At 67.2% G+C, this 16028-nt stretch carries 11 protein-coding genes; 5 read left to right on the top strand and 6 right to left on the bottom strand.

The annotated features are described in order from the left end of the window. The first annotated feature begins 114 nt into the window (after nucleotides 1-114). The 3 genes from gltB (at nucleotide 115) to hemE (ending at nucleotide 7359) form a co-directional block, all read left to right on the top strand. Nucleotides 115-4560 (top strand): glutamate synthase large subunit, encoded by a 4446-nt coding sequence (gltB, locus tag QSJ95_RS18020; RefSeq protein ID WP_058070739.1) that lies wholly within the window; start codon nucleotides 115-117, stop codon nucleotides 4558-4560. Nucleotides 4561-4587: 27 nt separating this feature from the next. Further along, nucleotides 4588-6006, top strand: a complete 1419-nt coding sequence (locus tag QSJ95_RS18015; protein WP_061562993.1) for a glutamate synthase small subunit GltD family protein — start codon at nucleotides 4588-4590, stop codon at nucleotides 6004-6006. A gap of 288 nt (nucleotides 6007-6294) precedes the next feature. Beyond that, on the top strand, nucleotides 6295-7359 hold the full coding sequence (hemE, locus tag QSJ95_RS18010) for a uroporphyrinogen decarboxylase (RefSeq protein ID WP_043268474.1): 1065 nt from the start codon (nucleotides 6295-6297) through the stop codon (nucleotides 7357-7359). A 512-nt stretch (nucleotides 7360-7871) separates the two neighbouring features. Here the strand turns inward: hemE and gabP are convergent. Together gabP and QSJ95_RS18000 are read right to left on the bottom strand one after the other, a co-directional pair. Beyond that, entirely contained in the window at nucleotides 7872-9269 is a 1398-nt protein-coding gene (gene gabP, locus QSJ95_RS18005; protein WP_043316999.1) for a GABA permease, read from the bottom strand. Between the two features lie 262 nt (nucleotides 9270-9531). Then, nucleotides 9532-10854 (bottom strand): MFS transporter, encoded by a 1323-nt coding sequence (locus QSJ95_RS18000; protein WP_285644286.1) that lies wholly within the window; start codon nucleotides 10852-10854, stop codon nucleotides 9532-9534. A 183-nt stretch (nucleotides 10855-11037) separates the two neighbouring features. Here QSJ95_RS18000 and QSJ95_RS17995 point away from each other — a divergent pair, with 183 nt between their 5' ends. Both QSJ95_RS17995 and QSJ95_RS17990 read left to right on the top strand, forming a co-directional pair. Further along, on the top strand, nucleotides 11038-11931 hold the full coding sequence (locus tag QSJ95_RS17995) for a LysR family transcriptional regulator (protein ID WP_043316996.1): 894 nt from the start codon (nucleotides 11038-11040) through the stop codon (nucleotides 11929-11931). A gap of 89 nt (nucleotides 11932-12020) precedes the next feature. Continuing rightward, nucleotides 12021-12788, top strand: coding sequence for a ParA family protein (locus QSJ95_RS17990; RefSeq protein WP_009613622.1), 768 nt, complete (start codon nucleotides 12021-12023; stop codon nucleotides 12786-12788). Between the two features lie 25 nt (nucleotides 12789-12813). Here the strand turns inward: QSJ95_RS17990 and QSJ95_RS17985 are convergent, their stop codons facing one another. From QSJ95_RS17985 to QSJ95_RS17970, 4 genes are all read right to left on the bottom strand, one after another. Next, entirely contained in the window at nucleotides 12814-13623 is an 810-nt protein-coding gene (locus tag QSJ95_RS17985) for a universal stress protein (RefSeq protein ID WP_285644285.1), read from the bottom strand. 76 nt (nucleotides 13624-13699) lie between these two features. After that, nucleotides 13700-14143 (bottom strand): PaaI family thioesterase, encoded by a 444-nt coding sequence (locus tag QSJ95_RS17980; RefSeq protein WP_009613620.1) that lies wholly within the window; start codon nucleotides 14141-14143, stop codon nucleotides 13700-13702. 104 nt (nucleotides 14144-14247) lie between these two features. Beyond that, complete coding sequence (gene trxC, locus QSJ95_RS17975; RefSeq protein WP_285644282.1) at nucleotides 14248-14682, bottom strand: thioredoxin TrxC; 435 nt, start codon at nucleotides 14680-14682, stop codon at nucleotides 14248-14250. Between the two features lie 52 nt (nucleotides 14683-14734). After that, on the bottom strand, nucleotides 14735-16012 hold the full coding sequence (locus QSJ95_RS17970) for a bifunctional O-acetylhomoserine aminocarboxypropyltransferase/cysteine synthase (RefSeq protein ID WP_285644280.1): 1278 nt from the start codon (nucleotides 16010-16012) through the stop codon (nucleotides 14735-14737). Nucleotides 16013-16028: the final 16 nt, after the last annotated feature.

Below are 16028 nucleotides of genomic sequence, written 5' to 3'. Positions count from 1 at the left end.
GGCGCCTTGTACCTATGTACAATGGCCTCCCTTTGCCTGTCGGAAACTTGCCGCTTGAGCGAGAAGACAGGCGAAGTCGCTGAATTAAAAAAGTTTTGCCGGTGAGAGTTCCCTATGAAAGCAGGTCTGTACCATCCTGAGACGTTCAAGGATAACTGCGGATTCGGCCTGATCGCCCATATGCAGGGCGAGCCAAGCCACGAACTTCTGCAAACCGCCATCGAAGCACTGACCTGCATGACCCACCGAGGTGGGATCAACGCGGACGGGAAGACCGGGGACGGCTGCGGGCTGCTGATCCAGAAGCCCGACGAGTTCCTGCGGGCGGTGGCCAAGGCCGAGTTCGCGACCGATTTGCCCGCCCAGTACGCGGTGGGCATGGTCTTCTTCAACCAGGACCCGGTGAAGGCCGAGGCCGCTCGCGCGAACATGAATCGCGAGATCGAGGCCGAAGGCCTGCAACTGGTCGGCTGGCGCAAGGTGCCGATCGACACCAGCGTGCTCGGCCGCCTGGCCCTGGAGCGCCTGCCGCAGATCGAGCAGGTGTTCGTCGGCGGCGAAGGCCTGTCCGACCAGGACTTCGCCGTGAAGCTGTTCTGCGCCCGTCGGCGCTCCTCGGTGGCCAACGCCGCCGACGCCGACCATTACGTCTGCAGCTTCTCGCACAAGACCATCATCTATAAGGGCCTGATGATGCCGGCGGACCTCGCCGCCTTCTATCCGGACCTTTCCGACGAGCGCCTGAAGACCGCCATCTGCGTCTTCCACCAGCGCTTCTCCACCAACACCCTGCCGAAGTGGCCGTTGGCCCAGCCGTTCCGCCTGCTGGCGCACAACGGCGAGATCAACACCATCACCGGCAACCGCAACTGGGCCCAGGCCCGGCGCAGCAAGTTCGTCAACGAGTTCATGCCGAACCTCGACGAACTCGGTCCGCTGGTCAACCGCGTGGGTTCGGACTCCTCGAGCATGGACAACATGCTCGAGCTGATGGTCACCGGCGGCATGGACATGTTCCGCGGCCTGCGCATGATCATTCCGCCGGCCTGGCAGAACGTCGAGACCATGGACGCCGACCTGCGCGCGTTCTATGAATTCAACTCGCTGCACATGGAGCCGTGGGACGGCCCCGCCGGCGTGGTGCTGACCGACGGCCGCTACGCCGTCTGCCTGCTCGACCGCAACGGCCTGCGCCCGGCGCGCTGGGTCACCACCAGGAACGGCTACATCACCCTGGCCTCGGAAATCGGCGTGTGGGACTACAAGGCCGAGGACGTGCTGGCCAAGGGCCGCGTCGGCCCGGGGCAGATCCTCGCGGTGGACACCGAGACCGGCCAGCTGCTGCAGACCGAGGACATCGACAACCGCCTGAAGTCGCGCCACCCGTACAAGCAGTGGCTGCGCCAGCGCGCGCTGCGCATCCAGGCGACCCTGGAAGACGACCAGGGCGTGGCCAGCTACGACAGCGATCAGCTCAAGCAGTACATGAAGATGTTCCAGGTCACCTTCGAGGAGCGTGACCAGGTGCTGCGCCCGCTGGCCGAGCAGGGCCAGGAAGCGGTCGGCTCGATGGGCGACGACACCCCGATGGCGGTGCTGTCCAAGCGCATCCGCTCGCCCTACGACTACTTCCGCCAGGTCTTCGCGCAGGTCACCAACCCGCCGATCGACCCGCTGCGCGAAGCCATCGTGATGTCCCTGGAGACCTGCCTGGGCGTCGAGCAGAACATCTTCGAAGAGTCGCCGCACCACGCCAACCAGGCCATCCTGACCACCCCGGTGATCTCCCCGGCGAAGTGGCGCAGCCTGATGAACCTGGAGCGCCCGGGCTTCGACCGCCACCACATCGACCTGAACTACGACGAGTCCATCGGCCTGGAAGCGGCCGTGCGCAACATCGCCGACCAGGCCGAGGAAGCCGTGCGCGCCGGCAAGGTGCTGCTGGTGCTCTCCGACCGCCACATCGCCCCCGGCAAGCTGCCGGTGCACGCGGCCCTGGCCGTGGGCGCCGTGCACCACCGCCTGGTGCAGACCGGCCTGCGCTGCGACTCGAACATCCTGGTGGAGACCGCCACCGCCCGCGACCCGCACCACTTCGCGGTGCTGGTGGGCTTCGGCGCCTCGGCGGTCTACCCGTTCCTCGCTTACGAGGTGCTGGCCGACCTGATCCGCACCGGCGAAGTGCTGGGCGACCTCTACGAGGTGTTCAAGTACTACCGCAAGGGCATCTCCAAGGGCCTGATGAAGATCCTGTCGAAGATGGGTATCTCCACCATCGCCTCCTACCGCGGCGCCCAGCTGTTCGAAGCCATCGGCCTGTCCGACGAGGTCACCGGCCTGTGCTTCCCGGGCGTGCCCAGCCGCATCCAGGGCGCGCGCTTCCTCGACATCGAGAACGAGCAGAAGCTGCTGGCCTTTGATGCCTGGAACAACCGCAAGCCGATCCAGCAGGGCGGCCTGCTGAAGTTCGTCTACGGCGGCGAGTACCACGCCTACAACCCGGACGTGGTCAACACCCTGCAGGCCGCCGTGCAGCAGGGCGACTACGAGAAATTCAAGGAATACACCGCGCTGGTGGACAAGCGTCCGGTGTCGATGCTCCGCGACCTGCTGCAGGTGAAGACCGCCGCGCAGCCGCTGAGCCTCGACGAAATCGAGCCGCTGGAGTCGATCTTCAAGCGCTTCGACGCCGCCGGCATCTCCCTCGGCGCGCTGTCGCCGGAAGCCCACGAGGCCCTGGCCGAAGCCATGAACCGCCTCGGCGGGCGCTCCAACTCCGGTGAGGGCGGCGAGGACCCGGCGCGCTACGGCACGCTGAAGAGCTCGAAGATCAAGCAGGTGGCCACCGGCCGCTTCGGCGTGACCCCGGAATACCTGGTCAACGCCGAGGTCCTGCAGATCAAGGTGGCCCAGGGCGCCAAGCCCGGCGAGGGCGGCCAGCTGCCCGGCGGCAAGGTCAACGGCCTGATCGCCCGCCTGCGCTACGCGGTGCCCGGCGTGACGCTGATCTCGCCGCCGCCGCACCACGACATCTACTCCATCGAGGACCTGGCGCAGCTGATCTTCGACCTCAAGCAGGTCAACCCGCAGGCGCTGGTGTCGGTGAAACTGGTCTCCGAGCCGGGCGTGGGCACCATCGCCGCCGGCGTGGCCAAGGCCTATGCCGACCTGATCACCATCTCCGGCTACGACGGCGGTACCGGCGCATCGCCGATCACCTCCATCAAGTACGCCGGTTCGCCTTGGGAGCTGGGCCTGGCCGAGGCGCACCAGACCCTGCGCGGCAACGACCTGCGCGGCAAGGTCCGCGTGCAGACCGACGGCGGCCTGAAGACCGGCCTGGACGTGATCAAGGCGGCCATCCTCGGCGCCGAGAGCTTCGGCTTCGGCACCGCGCCGATGATCGCCCTGGGCTGCAAGTACCTGCGCATCTGCCACCTGAACAACTGCGCCACGGGCGTGGCCACCCAGAACGACAAGCTGCGCAAGGACCACTTCATCGGCACCGTCGAGATGGTGACGAACTTCTTCACCTTCATCGCCAGCGAGACCCGCGAATGGCTGGCCAAGCTGGGCGTGCGCAGCCTCGCCGAGCTGATCGGCCGTACCGACCTGCTGGAAATCCTCCCCGGCGAAACCGCCAAGCAGGGCAACCTCGACCTCACCCCGCTGCTGGGCAGCGACCTGATCCCGGCCGAGAAGCCGCAGTTCTGTGAAGTCGAGAAGAACCCGCCGTTCGACCAGGGCCTGCTGGCCGAGAAGATGGTCGAGCTGGCCCGCGGCGCCATTGAAGGCGCCAAGGGCGGCGAGTACGAGCTGGACATCTGCAACTGCGACCGTTCCATCGGCGCGCGCGTGTCCGGCGAGATCGCCCGGGTGCACGGCAACCAGGGCATGGCCAAGGCGCCGATCACCTTCCGCTTCAAGGGCACCGCAGGGCAGAGCTTCGGCGTGTGGAACGCCGGCGGCCTGCACCTGTACCTGGAAGGCGACGCCAACGACTACGTGGGCAAGGGCATGACCGGCGGCAAGCTGGTGGTGACCCCGCCCAAGGGCAGCCCGTTCAAGACCCAGGAGTCGGCCATCGTCGGCAACACCTGCCTGTACGGCGCCACCGGCGGTAAGCTGTTCGCCGCCGGCACCGCGGGCGAGCGCTTCGGCGTGCGCAACTCCGGCGCCCACGCGGTGGTGGAAGGCACTGGCGACCACTGCTGCGAGTACATGACCGGCGGCTTCGTCTGCGTACTGGGCAAGACCGGCTACAACTTCGGCTCCGGCATGACCGGGGGCTTCGCCTACGTCCTGGACATGGACAACACCTTCGTCGACCGCGTGAACCATGAGCTGGTGGAAATCCAGCGGATCAGCGGCGAGGCGATGGAGGCCCAGCGCAGCCACCTGCGCAAGGTCCTGGTGGAATATGTCGAGGAAACGGCGAGCGAGTGGGGTGCGAACCTGCTGGAGAACCTCGACGACTACCTGCGTCGGTTCTGGCTGGTGAAACCGAAGGCCGCGAGCCTCGGTTCCCTGCTGACCAGCACCCGTGCCAACCCGCAATAAGCGCCTGAAGTCTGAAGAGGTCTTGAAATGTCTGAACGTCTCAACAATGACTTCCAGTTCATCGAAGTCGGGCGCAAGGATCCGAAGAAGAAACTGCTGCGCCAGCGCAAGCGCGAGTTCGTGGAAATCTACGACCTGTTCAAGCCGCAGCAGGCGGCTGACCAGGCCCATCGCTGCCTGGGCTGCGGCAACCCGTACTGCGAGTGGAAGTGCCCGGTCCACAACTTCATCCCCAACTGGCTGAAGCTGGTTTCCGAAGGCAACATCCTGGCCGCCGCCGAGCTGTCGCACCAGACCAACACCCTGCCGGAAGTCTGCGGCCGGGTGTGCCCGCAGGACCGCCTCTGCGAGGGTGCCTGCACCCTCAACGACGGTTTCGGTGCGGTGACCATCGGCTCGGTGGAGAAATACATCACCGACACCGCCTTCGCCATGGGCTGGCGCCCGGACATGTCCAAGGTCAAGCCCACCGGCAAGCGCGTCGCGGTGATCGGCGCCGGCCCGGCCGGCCTGGGCTGCGCCGACGTGCTGGTGCGCAACGGCGTGACCCCGGTGGTGTACGACCGCAACCCGGAAATCGGCGGCCTGCTGACCTTCGGCATCCCCGAGTTCAAGCTGGAAAAGCACGTGCTGTCGCGTCGCCGCGAAGTCTTCACCGGCATGGGCATCGAGTTCCGCCTGAACACCGAGATCGGCAAGGACGTGACCATGGAGCAACTGCTCGATGAGTACGATGCCGTGTTCATGGGCATGGGCACCTACACCTACATGAAGGGTGGCTTCCCCGGCGAGGACCTGCCCGGCGTGCACGATGCGCTGGACTTCCTGATCGCCAACGTGAACCGCAACCTCGGCTTCGAGAAGTCCCCCGAGGACTTCGTCGACATGAAGGGCAAGCGCGTGGTGGTCCTGGGCGGCGGCGACACCGCGATGGACTGCAACCGCACCTCCATCCGCCAGGGCGCCAAGAGCGTGACCTGCGCCTACCGCCGCGACGAAGAGAACATGCCTGGTTCGCGCAAAGAGGTGAAGAACGCCAAGGAAGAGGGCGTGAAGTTCCTCTTCAACCGCCAGCCCATCGCCATCGTCGGCGAGGACAGGGTGGAAGGCGTGAAGGTGGTCGAGACCCGTCTCGGCGAACCGGACGCCCGTGGCCGCCGTAGCCCCGAGCCGATCCCGGGCTCCGAGGAGATCATCCCGGCCGAAGCCGTGCTGATCGCCTTCGGCTTCCGCCCGAGCCCGGCGCCCTGGTTCGAGCAGCACCAGGTCGAGATCGACAGCCAGGGCCGCGTCATCGCCCCGGCCGCCGCGCAGTTCAAGCACCAGACCAGCAACCCGAAGATCTTCGCCGGCGGCGACATGGTCCGTGGTTCCGATCTGGTGGTGACGGCGATCTTCGAAGGGCGCACTGCGGCTGAGGGCATCCTCGATTACCTCGGCGTCTGATTGGCTGTCTTGCCGGCTGCGCCGAGGCGCTTTTCGTAGGATGGGTTGAGCTTTGCGAAACCCATGCGGCCGTGGGGTGATGGGTATCGCTTCGCTCAACCCATCCTACGACTGCGAACCCTGCCCTGTAGGAGCAGGCCCTGCCCGCGAATCGCGCGCAGGGCGCGCTCCTGCAAAAGATGTATGGCGCTGCGGCAGAATGCCGCGATGGACAAAAGGCACGGCCCCCGCCGTGCCTTTTGCTTTGGGCTTTGCGAAAATGCCCGCACTTTTTTGCCGGATGCCGCCATGACTGCCCTGAAGAACGATCGCTTCCTCCGTGCCCTGCTCAAGCAGCCCGTCGACGTCACCCCCGTGTGGATGATGCGCCAGGCCGGCCGCTACCTCCCGGAATACCGCGCCACCCGCGCCAAGGCCGGGGACTTCATGAGCCTGTGCATGAACCCGCAGCTGGCCTGCGAGGTGACCCTGCAGCCGCTGGACCGCTATCCGCAGCTGGACGCGGCGATCCTCTTCTCCGACATCCTCACCATCCCCGACGCCATGGGCCAGGGCCTGTTCTTCGAGAGCGGCGAGGGCCCGCGCTTCAAGAAGGTGGTCTCCAGCCTGGCCGACATCGAGGCGCTGCCGATCCCCGATCCGGAAAAGGACCTGGGCTACGTCATGGACGCGGTGCGCACCATCCGCCGCGAGCTGAACGGCCGGGTGCCGCTGATCGGTTTCTCCGGCAGCCCCTGGACCCTCGCCACCTACATGGTCGAGGGCGGCTCCAGCAGGGACTTCCGCAAATCCAAGGCGATGCTCTACGACAACCCGCAGGCCATGCACGCGCTGCTCGACAAGCTGGCGCAGTCGGTGACCAGCTACCTCAACGGGCAGATCCGCGCCGGCGCCCAGGCCGTGCAGATCTTCGACTCCTGGGGCGGCAGCCTGTCGGCGGCGGCGTACCAGGAATTCTCCCTGGCCTACATGAAGAAGATCGTCGACGGCCTGATCCGCGAGCACGACGGCCGCCAGGTGCCGGTGATCCTCTTCACCAAGGGCGGCGGCCTGTGGCTGGAATCCATGGCCGCCACCGGCGCCGAAGCGCTGGGCCTGGACTGGACCTGCGACATCGGCAGCGCCCGCGCCCGCGTCGGCGACAAGGTGGCGCTGCAGGGCAACATGGACCCGTCGGTGCTCTACGCCAACCCGGAAGCCATCCGCCGCGAAGTGGCGCGCATCCTCGGCGCCTACGGCCAGGGCAGCGGCCACGTGTTCAACCTCGGCCACGGCATCACCCCGGAAGTCGATCCGGCCCATGCCGGCGCCTTCTTCGAGGCGGTGCACGAGCTGTCGGCGCAGTATCACTGAGCGGAAGCTGCGGTGGCTCGCGAGCAAGCTCGCTCCTACGAAAAGCCAAAGCGCATTCGCTCTGGCTTTTGGACTTCCAGAGAAATACCCGAGCGCACCGGAACGCCCCTTCAGCAGGCCGAACGAAACCGGCGCTCAGGAGGTCATGCGACATGGATGTCGCGAGAGCCCCGATGGGCTACAGGGACGTACCCTCGGGGCAGGCCTCCGTGGCGGGGGAATTCGCGAGGGTAGCCCGGCTCCATCGGGCCCGTATGCGGGGCAAGCCTTTTTGGTTCCTTTTGTGGCGTTTGACAAAAGGGACTCGCCCGAGGGGGCGAAACAAGACGGTCGGGCAGACTCGGTGCGGCGCAGAAACACCCAAGCCAAGGCAACTGGGTTTCCGCGTTCGCAAGCCAAGCCATAGCCCCAGCCATATGAAAATACCGTTTCCCCCAGGCAGAGAAACGGCATCCTTTCTTAAGTGAACAGCATTACCGCCATTGGCGGCGCTTTTTCATGGGCGCTATCGGTCAGGCGGCGTCGGCCGCGTAGCCGGCGGCGCGCTGCTGGGCCTTGCGACGGTTCGCCACCAGCAGCCCGGAGCACACGACCACGATGGTCAGCAGGGCGGTGGCGACCACCTCCATGCGGTGGTCCGGGCGGATCATCATGGTTACCAGGGCGCCGGCGATGAACAGGATCACCGCCCAGGTCAGCCAGGGGAACAGCCACATCTTCAGCGTCAGCTGGTGGCCCTGGGCGAGCAGCTTCTTGCGCATGTTCAGCTGCGAGATGGCGATCACCAGGTACACCAGCAGGGCGATGGCGCCGGAGCTGGCCAGCAGGAAGTTGAACACTTCGGCCGGGGCCAGGTAGTTGGCGAAGGTGCACAGGAAGGCCATGGCGGTGGACAGCAGCACGGCGTACACCGGGGTGCGGCTGGCGCTGGTCACCTGGGCGATGCGCGGGGCGTCGCCGCGCTTGCTCAGCGAGTACATCATCCGCGAGGCGGTGTAGAGCGCCGAGTTCAGGCAGCTGGTCACCGAGACCAGGACGATGATGTCGACGATCAGCTTGGCGTAGGGCACGTGCAGGTGCTCCAGCACGGTCTGGTAGGAGCCCATGCTCACCAGGCGCGGGTCGTTCCACGGCACCAGGCAGACCACGATCAGGATCGACAGCAGGTAGAACAGGGCGATACGCCAGATCACCGAGTTGGTGGCGCGGGTGATCTGCTGCGCCGGGTCCTTGGACTCGGTGGCGGCGATGGTGACGATCTCCGAGCCCATGAAGGAGAACATGGTGGTCAGCAGGGCCGCCAGCACGGCGCCCCAGCCCTTGGGCAGGAAGCCGCCCTCGGCGTACAGGTGGCTGATGCCGCTGACCTCGGGGTTCGGCGAGACGCCGAAGATGGCCGCGCAACCCATGACCAGGAAGGCGATGATCGAGCCGACCTTGATCAGTGCCAGCCAGAACTCGAACTCACCGTAGTTCTTCACGCTGAACAGGTTGGTCACGGTCAGCGCCGCGGTGATCACGAAGGCCAGGACCCAGATCGGCGCGCCGGGGATCCAGGCGTGGATGATGGCGGCGGCGGCGTTGGCCTCCAGCGGGATCACCAGCACCCAGAACCACCAGTACAGCCAGCCGATGGTGAAGCCGGCCCAGTGGCCGATGGCGCGGTCGGCGTAAGTGGAGAAGGAGCCGCTGTCCGGCTGCGCGACGGCCATTTCGGCCAGCATGCGCATGACCAGGACCACCAGCAGGCCGGCGACCAGGTAGGAGACCATGACGCCCGGGCCGGCTTCGGCGATGGCGTGGCCGGAGCCGACGAAGAGGCCGGCGCCGATGGCCCCGGCGATGGACAACATGGTGACGTGGCGGTTCTTCAGGCCCTGGGCCAGACCGGCGGATGGGGTACTGCTCATGCGTTACCTACAGCGAGAAAAGGAAGGAAATGCGTCCTGCGCAGCCGAAGCCGTTTTGATAATCCAACGAGGTGTTCCTTTTCCTGAACGCAAGATGCGCGCCATATTTTGTTACGACCTTGGTCGTAGGCGCGAAAAAAGTTGGGTAGAAGTGCCACGACGCCCCGGGATAGGGGCGTCGCGATCATGGGAATGTCATATCCAGAGGCGACACTGGCATATCTGTCGCCGACAGAATCGAAACTGAGTGTGTAGAAACTACTCAGTTGTGCGGAGTGCTCAGCGCGGGAAGGGTGCGCGGTAACACTGCCAGGCGCGCCAGGTGCAACGCCACCAGCACGGCGATGCTCAGCAGCGCGGCGATGAACAGGCCGACGCCGGTCCAGCCGAAGTGGTGCCAGAACACCCCGCCGGTGGTGCCGGCCACGCTGGAGCCCAGGTAATAGCTGAACAGGTACAGCGACGAGGCCTGGCCCTTGGCCTTGAGCGCGCGGCGGCCGATCCAACTGCTGGCCACCGAGTGCGCGGCGAAGAAGCCGAAGGTGAACAGCAGCATGCCCGCGACTATCAGCGGCAGCGCCGGCAGCAGGGTCAGCAGCAGGCCGCTGAGCATCAGCACTATCACCGCCCAGAGCACCTTGCGCCGGCCCAGGCGGTCGGCCAGCGAGCCGACCCAGGCGGAGCTGTAGATGCCCACCAGGTACACCAGCGAGAGCACGCCGACCACGGCCTGGCTGAGGTGGTACGGATCGGCCAGCAGGCGGTAGCCGATGTAGTTGAACAGGGTGACGAAGGCGCCCATCAGCAGGAAGCCCTCGAGGAACAGCCAGGGCAGGCCGGCGTCGCGCAGGTGCGAGGCGAAGCCGTCGGCCAGTTGCCGGAGGTTCAGCGGGGTGGGGCGGAAATTGCGCGACTCCGGGATAATGCGCCAGAACACCACGGCCGCCACCAGGGCCAGGCCGCCGAGGATGGCGATGGCCGCGTGCCAGGACATGAAGTCCACCAGCACGCCGGTGATCAGCCGCCCGCTCATGCCGCCGATGGCGTTGCCGCCGATGTACAGCCCCATGGACAGGCCGATGTGCTGCGGGTGGATTTCCTCGCTCAGGTAGGTCATGCCCACCGCCGCCAGGCCGCTGAGCGACAGCCCGACCAGCGCGCGCATGGCCAGCACGCCGTGCCAGGTCGGCATCACCGCGCTGGCCAGGGTGAAGAGGGCGGCGAAGGCCAGCGAGGCGACCATGATCGGCTTGCGCCCGATGGCGTCGGAAATCGGCCCGGTGACCAGCAGGCCGAGGGCCATCATGATGGTCGCGATGGACAGCACCAGGCTGCTCTGCGCGGCGCTGAGGGCGAAGGTCTGCGACAGCACCGGCATCATCGGCTGCACGCAGTAGAGCAGGGCGAAGGTGGCGAAGCCGCCGGAGAACAGCGCCAAAGAGGTGCGCATGAAGGCCGGGGTGCCTTTCTCGATGTAGCTCTCGATGTCGTTCACGGCGCCGGCCAGCGCCTGGTTGGCCGCCTCGGCGGCCTGCAGCAAGGCGGGTTCGGAATCCGACGAAGCCCGCACGGCAGAGTGACTCACAACTCACCTCGATTCTGGAAAGGGGTGTGCCTCGCGGCGAGCGAAATCGGCCCGCGCAGCCAGGCTGGCAGAAAGTGGAAAGTCGTTATTGGGCTTGTGTGACAAGGATAAGGAAGGGCTTTTATTATTTCCAATATATTGATCGACACGTTTGATATGTAATTCGACTCATTCGGAGTTCCCATGGAGCTGCGCCACCTGCGTTACTTCATCGCCGTCGCCGAGGAACTGCATTTCGGCCGCGCCGCCGAGGCCCTGGGCATCTCCCAGCCGCCGCTGAGCCAGCAGATCCAGGCGCTGGAGGAGGAGATAGGCGCGCGCCTGCTGGAGCGCACCAACCGTCGGGTGGCGCTGACCGAAGCCGGCCGGCTGTTCCTCGACGAGGCCCGCCAGGTGTTGGCCCAGGTCGACCGCGCGGTGCTGCTGGCGCGCCGCGCGCACCAGGGCGAACTGGGCGAGTTGCGCATCGGCTTCACCGCCTCGGCGCCCTTCACCTCGGCCATCCCGCGCAGCATCCACGCCTTCCGCCAGGCCTACCCGGAAGTGCACCTGGACCTGCAGGAGATGAGCAGCCGGCAGATCGTCGAAGCGCTGCAGGAAGAGCGCCTGCAGGTCGGGGTGATCCGCTCCTTCCAGCTGCCGGCCTCGCTAGAGGCGGTGGAGCTGTTCAGCGAACCGCTGGTGGCGGTGCTGCGCGCCGACCACCCGCTGGCCCGCGAGTCGCTGGAGGGCCTGGAGCTGGCGGCGCTGGCCGAGGAGCCCTTCGTGTTCTTCCCGCGCAGCTACGGCACCGGCCTCTACGACCAGTTGCAGGCGCTGGCGCGGCAGGCCGGCTTCACCCCGCGCATCAGCCAGGAGGCCGGCGAGGCCATGACCATCATCGGCCTGGTGGCGGCGGGCCTGGGGGTTTCCATGCTGCCCGGCTCGTTCCGCCGCACGCGGGTGGACGGGGTGGTCTACCGCACCCTGCTGGACCCTGGCGCGACCAGCTCGGTATGGCTGGTGCGGCGGCGCAGCGAGAGGTCCCCGGCGGCGCTGGCCTTCATCGAGCTGGTCACCCGCGGCGCGGCGGCCTAGGCGCCGCCCGACGGCATGCGCAAGTGCTCGCCCTCGTCATGGGCATTGCATAGAATCCGCTGTCACTTGAACGGCTTGGAGGGGTGCTCATGCGTCGCGTGGTTTTCAATCAGAAGGGCGGGGTCGGCAAGTCGAGCATTGCCTGCAACCTGGCCGCCGTGAGCGCCGCCGAGGGCTACCGCACGCTGCTGGTGGACCTGGACGCCCAGGGCAACTCCACCCACTACCTCACCGGCCTGACCGGCGACGACGTGCCCATGGGCATCGCCGATTTCTTCAAGCAGAGCCTCTCCGGCGGCCCCTTCGCCCGCAAGGGCAAGGTGGATATCTACGAGACGCCGTTCGACAACCTCCATGTGGTGACCGCCACCGCCGAGCTGGCCGACCTGCAGCCCAAGCTCGAGGCCAAGCACAAGATCAACAAGCTGCGCAAACTGCTCGACGAGCTGGCCGAGGACTACGACCGTATCTACCTGGACACCCCGCCGGCGCTGAACTTCTACACGGTATCCGCGCTGATTGCCGCCGACCGCTGCCTGATCCCCTTCGACTGCGACAGTTTTTCCCGCCAGGCGCTGTACGGCCTGCTGCGCGAGATCGAGGAGCTGAAGGAGGACCACAACGAGGACCTGGAAGTGGAGGGCATCGTGGTCAACCAGTTCCAGCCGCGCGCCAGCCTGCCACAGCAACTGCTCGACGAACTGGTGGAAGAGGAAATGCCGGTGCTGCCGGTGTACCTGATGAGCTCGGTGAAGATGCGCGAGTCGCACCAGGCCTGCACCCCGCTGATCTACCTCGACCCCCGCCACAAGCTGACCCAGCAGTTCGTCGAACTGCACGGTCTGCTTGAAGCTTGAAGCCTGAGGCTTACAGCTGCTCTATTCAGGCACTGACCAGCAGGTCGCAAGGCGGCCGGCGCAGGTAGTAGCGCGCCGTGCTGCCCAGCAGGGCCTGTTGCAGCGCGCCGCGCCCGCGGCTGCCGAGCACCAGTAGCTGCGGCTGCCAGTCGGCCAGGCTGTGGTCCAGCGCTTCGCGAACCCCCATCGAACTCACCAGGCACTTGAGCTGCGGCAGCGGGCCGCCCACCTGCTGGCTCTCGTCGTGCATCAGCTGCTCCAGCAGCTGGCGTTGCTCGTCCAGGCGTTCGCGCAGCCGGGCGGGGTCGTTGCCGGCGTCGTAGGCATGCAGGGCCCGCAGTTCGCCGCCCGGCGCCAACCAGGCGCAGGCGCTGCGCCAGGCGTGGCAGGCGCCGACGGAGAAGTCCAGGGCGCTGAGCGCCCGCCGGTAGGGGCGCAGCTGCGAGTCGGTCACCAGCAGCGCGGGCACCCGGCTGCAGCGCAGGATCTGTTCCAGGGTGGTGCCGTCGAAACGCTCCACCAGCGCCTGGCGGTGGGTGCCGGTGACCAGCAGGTCCGCCTGCAGCTCCTGCGCCGTGGCGGCTATCACGCTGGCCGGGCGGCCCTCGGCGACCAGCGGCTGGTAATCCGTCAGGCCGGCGCTGCGGGCGCTGTCCTGCAGCGCGGCGACGGCGCTCTGCCGGGCCTTGGCCAGCAGCGGCGCGGCCAGGGGCTGTTCGATGACGTGCAGCAGGCTGACGCGGGCATCGTGCTCGGCGGCCAGTTGCGCGGCGCGGCGCACGGCGACGTCGGCTTCGACGCTGAGGTCGTGGGCGACCAGGATGTGCTTGGGCATGGTGGGATCCTCCGGCGGTCCCACCACTCTGGCCCAGCCGCGCGCGCCCATGTTGACGCAGCGCAAGGGCCGCGGATCAACGGCTGCGCAGCTGATAGACGGCGCGGCTTTCCGCGACCACCTCGCCGTGGGCGTCCTTGAGCTGCAGCTCCAGCACGTACTCGGCCTTGCCGTTGAGCGTGGCTTCCTCGGCGATGCGCTTGAGCTCGGCCTCGTCCAGGCGGGCCTCCACCCGCACGTCGCTGGCCGCCGGGCGGCGGAAGCGCAGGCCGGCTTCCTTGACGATGGGGTAGAAGCGGTGGCTGTCGAAGCTGGTCAGGGTGATGACGCCGCCGGGCAGCTCGGCGAGGGTGAAGAGGGCGCCGGCGTACATGTTGCCCAGGTGGTTCTCGTTGCCGTGCAGCGGCATGCGCAGGCGCACGTGGCCGCGTTCGAGGATTTCGGCCTTGAGCCCGCAGCGCTTGACGAAGGCGATGTGCTCTTCGGTCATCTGGCGGACGAATTCGACGGGAAAGGACATCGGGCGGCTCCGCTTCTTGTTCTGTCCAGGCAAGCCTAGCCGCCCTGCCGCGGCGGGCAATGACCGCTTCGCTCAGGCGCGCTGACCGAAGCGGTCGCGGCGCCTCACAGGCCCTGGCGGGCCAGCCAGTCGAGCAGTTGCGGCAGCGGCAGGGCGCCGCTCTGGCGCGCCGCTTCGCGGCCGTCCTTGAAGAGGATCAGGCTGGGGATGGAGCGGATGCCCAGTTGCCCGGCCAGGCGCGGGTTGGCTTCGCTGTCCAGCTTGGCCAGGCGGCAGCGCCCGGAAAGCCGCGCGGCGGCCTGCTCGAAGGTCGGCGCGAAGGCCTTGCACGGGCCACACCAGTCGGCCCAGACGTCCAGCAGCAGCGGCAGGTCGCCCTTGAGCTGGGCGGCGAAGCCGGCTTCGTCGACGGCGAAGGGTTTGCCCGGCAGCACCTCATTCTTGCAGCGCCCGCAGCGCGGATGGTCGCCCAGGCGCGCGGCCGGCAGGCGGTTGAGCCCGCCGCAGTGCGGGCAGGGAATCAGCAGGGGGTCGGTCATGGCGCGGCTCCGGAAGAGGATTCCCCCAATCTGGAGCCGCGCCCGGCGGATATCAAGCCGCGGCGGCGGCCAGGGCCTGTTCGAGGTCGGCGATGATGTCGTCGCTGTGCTCGATGCCGATGGACAGCCGCACCATGTCCTGGCTCACCCCGGCGCGGGCCAGTTCCTCGGCGTTGAGCTGGCGGTGGGTGGTGCTGGCCGGGTGGCAGGCCAGGGACTTGGCGTCGCCGATGTTGACCAGGCGCACCACCAGCTTCAGCGCGTCGATGAAGCGCGCGCCAGCCTCGGCGCCGCCCTGGATGCCGAAGGACAGGATCGAGGCCGGCTTGCCGTCCATGTAGCGCTTGGCCAGGGCGTGCTCGGGGTGCTCCGGCAGGCCGGCGTATTTCACCCAGGCCACCTGCGGGTGCTGCTCCAGGTAGTGGGCGACCTTGAGCGCGTTCTCGCAGTGGCGCTCCATGCGCAGGGCGAGGGTCTCCAGGCCCTGGAGGATGAGGAAGGCGTTGAACGGCGACAGCGCCGCGCCGGTGTTGCGCAGCGGCACCACGCGGCAGCGGCCGATGAACGCGGCCGGGCCGAAGGCTTCGGTGTAGGTCACGCCGTGGTAGGACGGGTCCGGGGTGTTGAGCAGCGGGAAGCGCTCCTTGTGCTGCGCCCAGGGGAACTTGCCGGAGTCGACCACCATGCCGCCGATGCTGGTGCCGTGGCCGCCGATGTACTTGGTCAGCGAGTGCACGACTATGTCCGCGCCGTGCTCGAAGGGCCGGCAGAGGATGGGCGTGGCCACGGTGTTGTCGACGATCAACGGCACGCCATGGCGGTGCGCGGCGTCGGCCAGGGCCTGGAGGTCGACGATGTTGCCCGCCGGGTTGCCGATGGACTCGCAGAACACCGCCTTGGTGCGCTCGTCGATCAGCGCTTCCAGCGCGGCCACGTCGTCGTGGGGGGCGAAGCGCGTCTGGATGCCGAAGCGCGGCAGGGTGTGGGCCAGCAGGTTGTAGGTGCCACCGTAGAGCTTGGCCACCGAGACGATGTTGTCGCCGGCCTCGGCCACAGTCTGGATGGCGTAGGTGATGGCGGCCATGCCCGAGGCCACGGCCAGCGCGCCCACGCCGCCTTCCAGGGCGGCGACGCGCTGCTCCAGCACGTCGTTGGTGGGGTTCATGATCCGCGTGTAGATGTTGCCGGCCACCTTCAGGTCGAACAGGTCGGCGCCGTGCTGGGTGTCGTCGAAGGCGTAGGAGGTGGTCTGGTAGATCGGCACGGCCACCGCCTTGGTGGTCGGGTCGGGGCTGTAGCCGGCGTGGATCGCCAGGGTTTCCAGTTTCATTGTTCGAGCATCCTTG

Origin of the sequence: Pseudomonas sp. NBRC 100443, from assembly GCF_030268185.1 — a bacterium.
GTDB lineage: Bacteria > Pseudomonadota > Gammaproteobacteria > Pseudomonadales > Pseudomonadaceae > Pseudomonas > Pseudomonas citronellolis.
This window is presented reverse-complemented; position numbering and strand designations above follow the sequence as displayed.

What these genes read in the sequence shown, in the direction of transcription:
- gltB (WP_058070739.1), top strand. Translation starts at nt 115, where the DNA reads ATGAAAGCAGGTCTGTACCATCCTGAGACGTTCAAGGATAACTGCGGA.
- QSJ95_RS18015 (WP_061562993.1), top strand. Translation starts at nt 4,588, where the DNA reads ATGTCTGAACGTCTCAACAATGACTTCCAGTTCATCGAAGTCGGGCGC.
- hemE (WP_043268474.1), top strand. Translation starts at nt 6,295, where the DNA reads ATGACTGCCCTGAAGAACGATCGCTTCCTCCGTGCCCTGCTCAAGCAG.
- gabP (WP_043316999.1), bottom strand. Translation starts at nt 9,269, where the DNA reads ATGAGCAGTACCCCATCCGCCGGTCTGGCCCAGGGCCTGAAGAACCGC.
- QSJ95_RS17995 (WP_043316996.1), top strand. Translation starts at nt 11,038, where the DNA reads ATGGAGCTGCGCCACCTGCGTTACTTCATCGCCGTCGCCGAGGAACTG.
- QSJ95_RS17990 (WP_009613622.1), top strand. Translation starts at nt 12,021, where the DNA reads ATGCGTCGCGTGGTTTTCAATCAGAAGGGCGGGGTCGGCAAGTCGAGC.
- QSJ95_RS17985 (WP_285644285.1), bottom strand. Translation starts at nt 13,623, where the DNA reads ATGCCCAAGCACATCCTGGTCGCCCACGACCTCAGCGTCGAAGCCGAC.
- QSJ95_RS17980 (WP_009613620.1), bottom strand. Translation starts at nt 14,143, where the DNA reads ATGTCCTTTCCCGTCGAATTCGTCCGCCAGATGACCGAAGAGCACATC.
- trxC (WP_285644282.1), bottom strand. Translation starts at nt 14,682, where the DNA reads ATGACCGACCCCCTGCTGATTCCCTGCCCGCACTGCGGCGGGCTCAAC.
- QSJ95_RS17970 (WP_285644280.1), bottom strand. Translation starts at nt 16,012, where the DNA reads ATGAAACTGGAAACCCTGGCGATCCACGCCGGCTACAGCCCCGACCCG.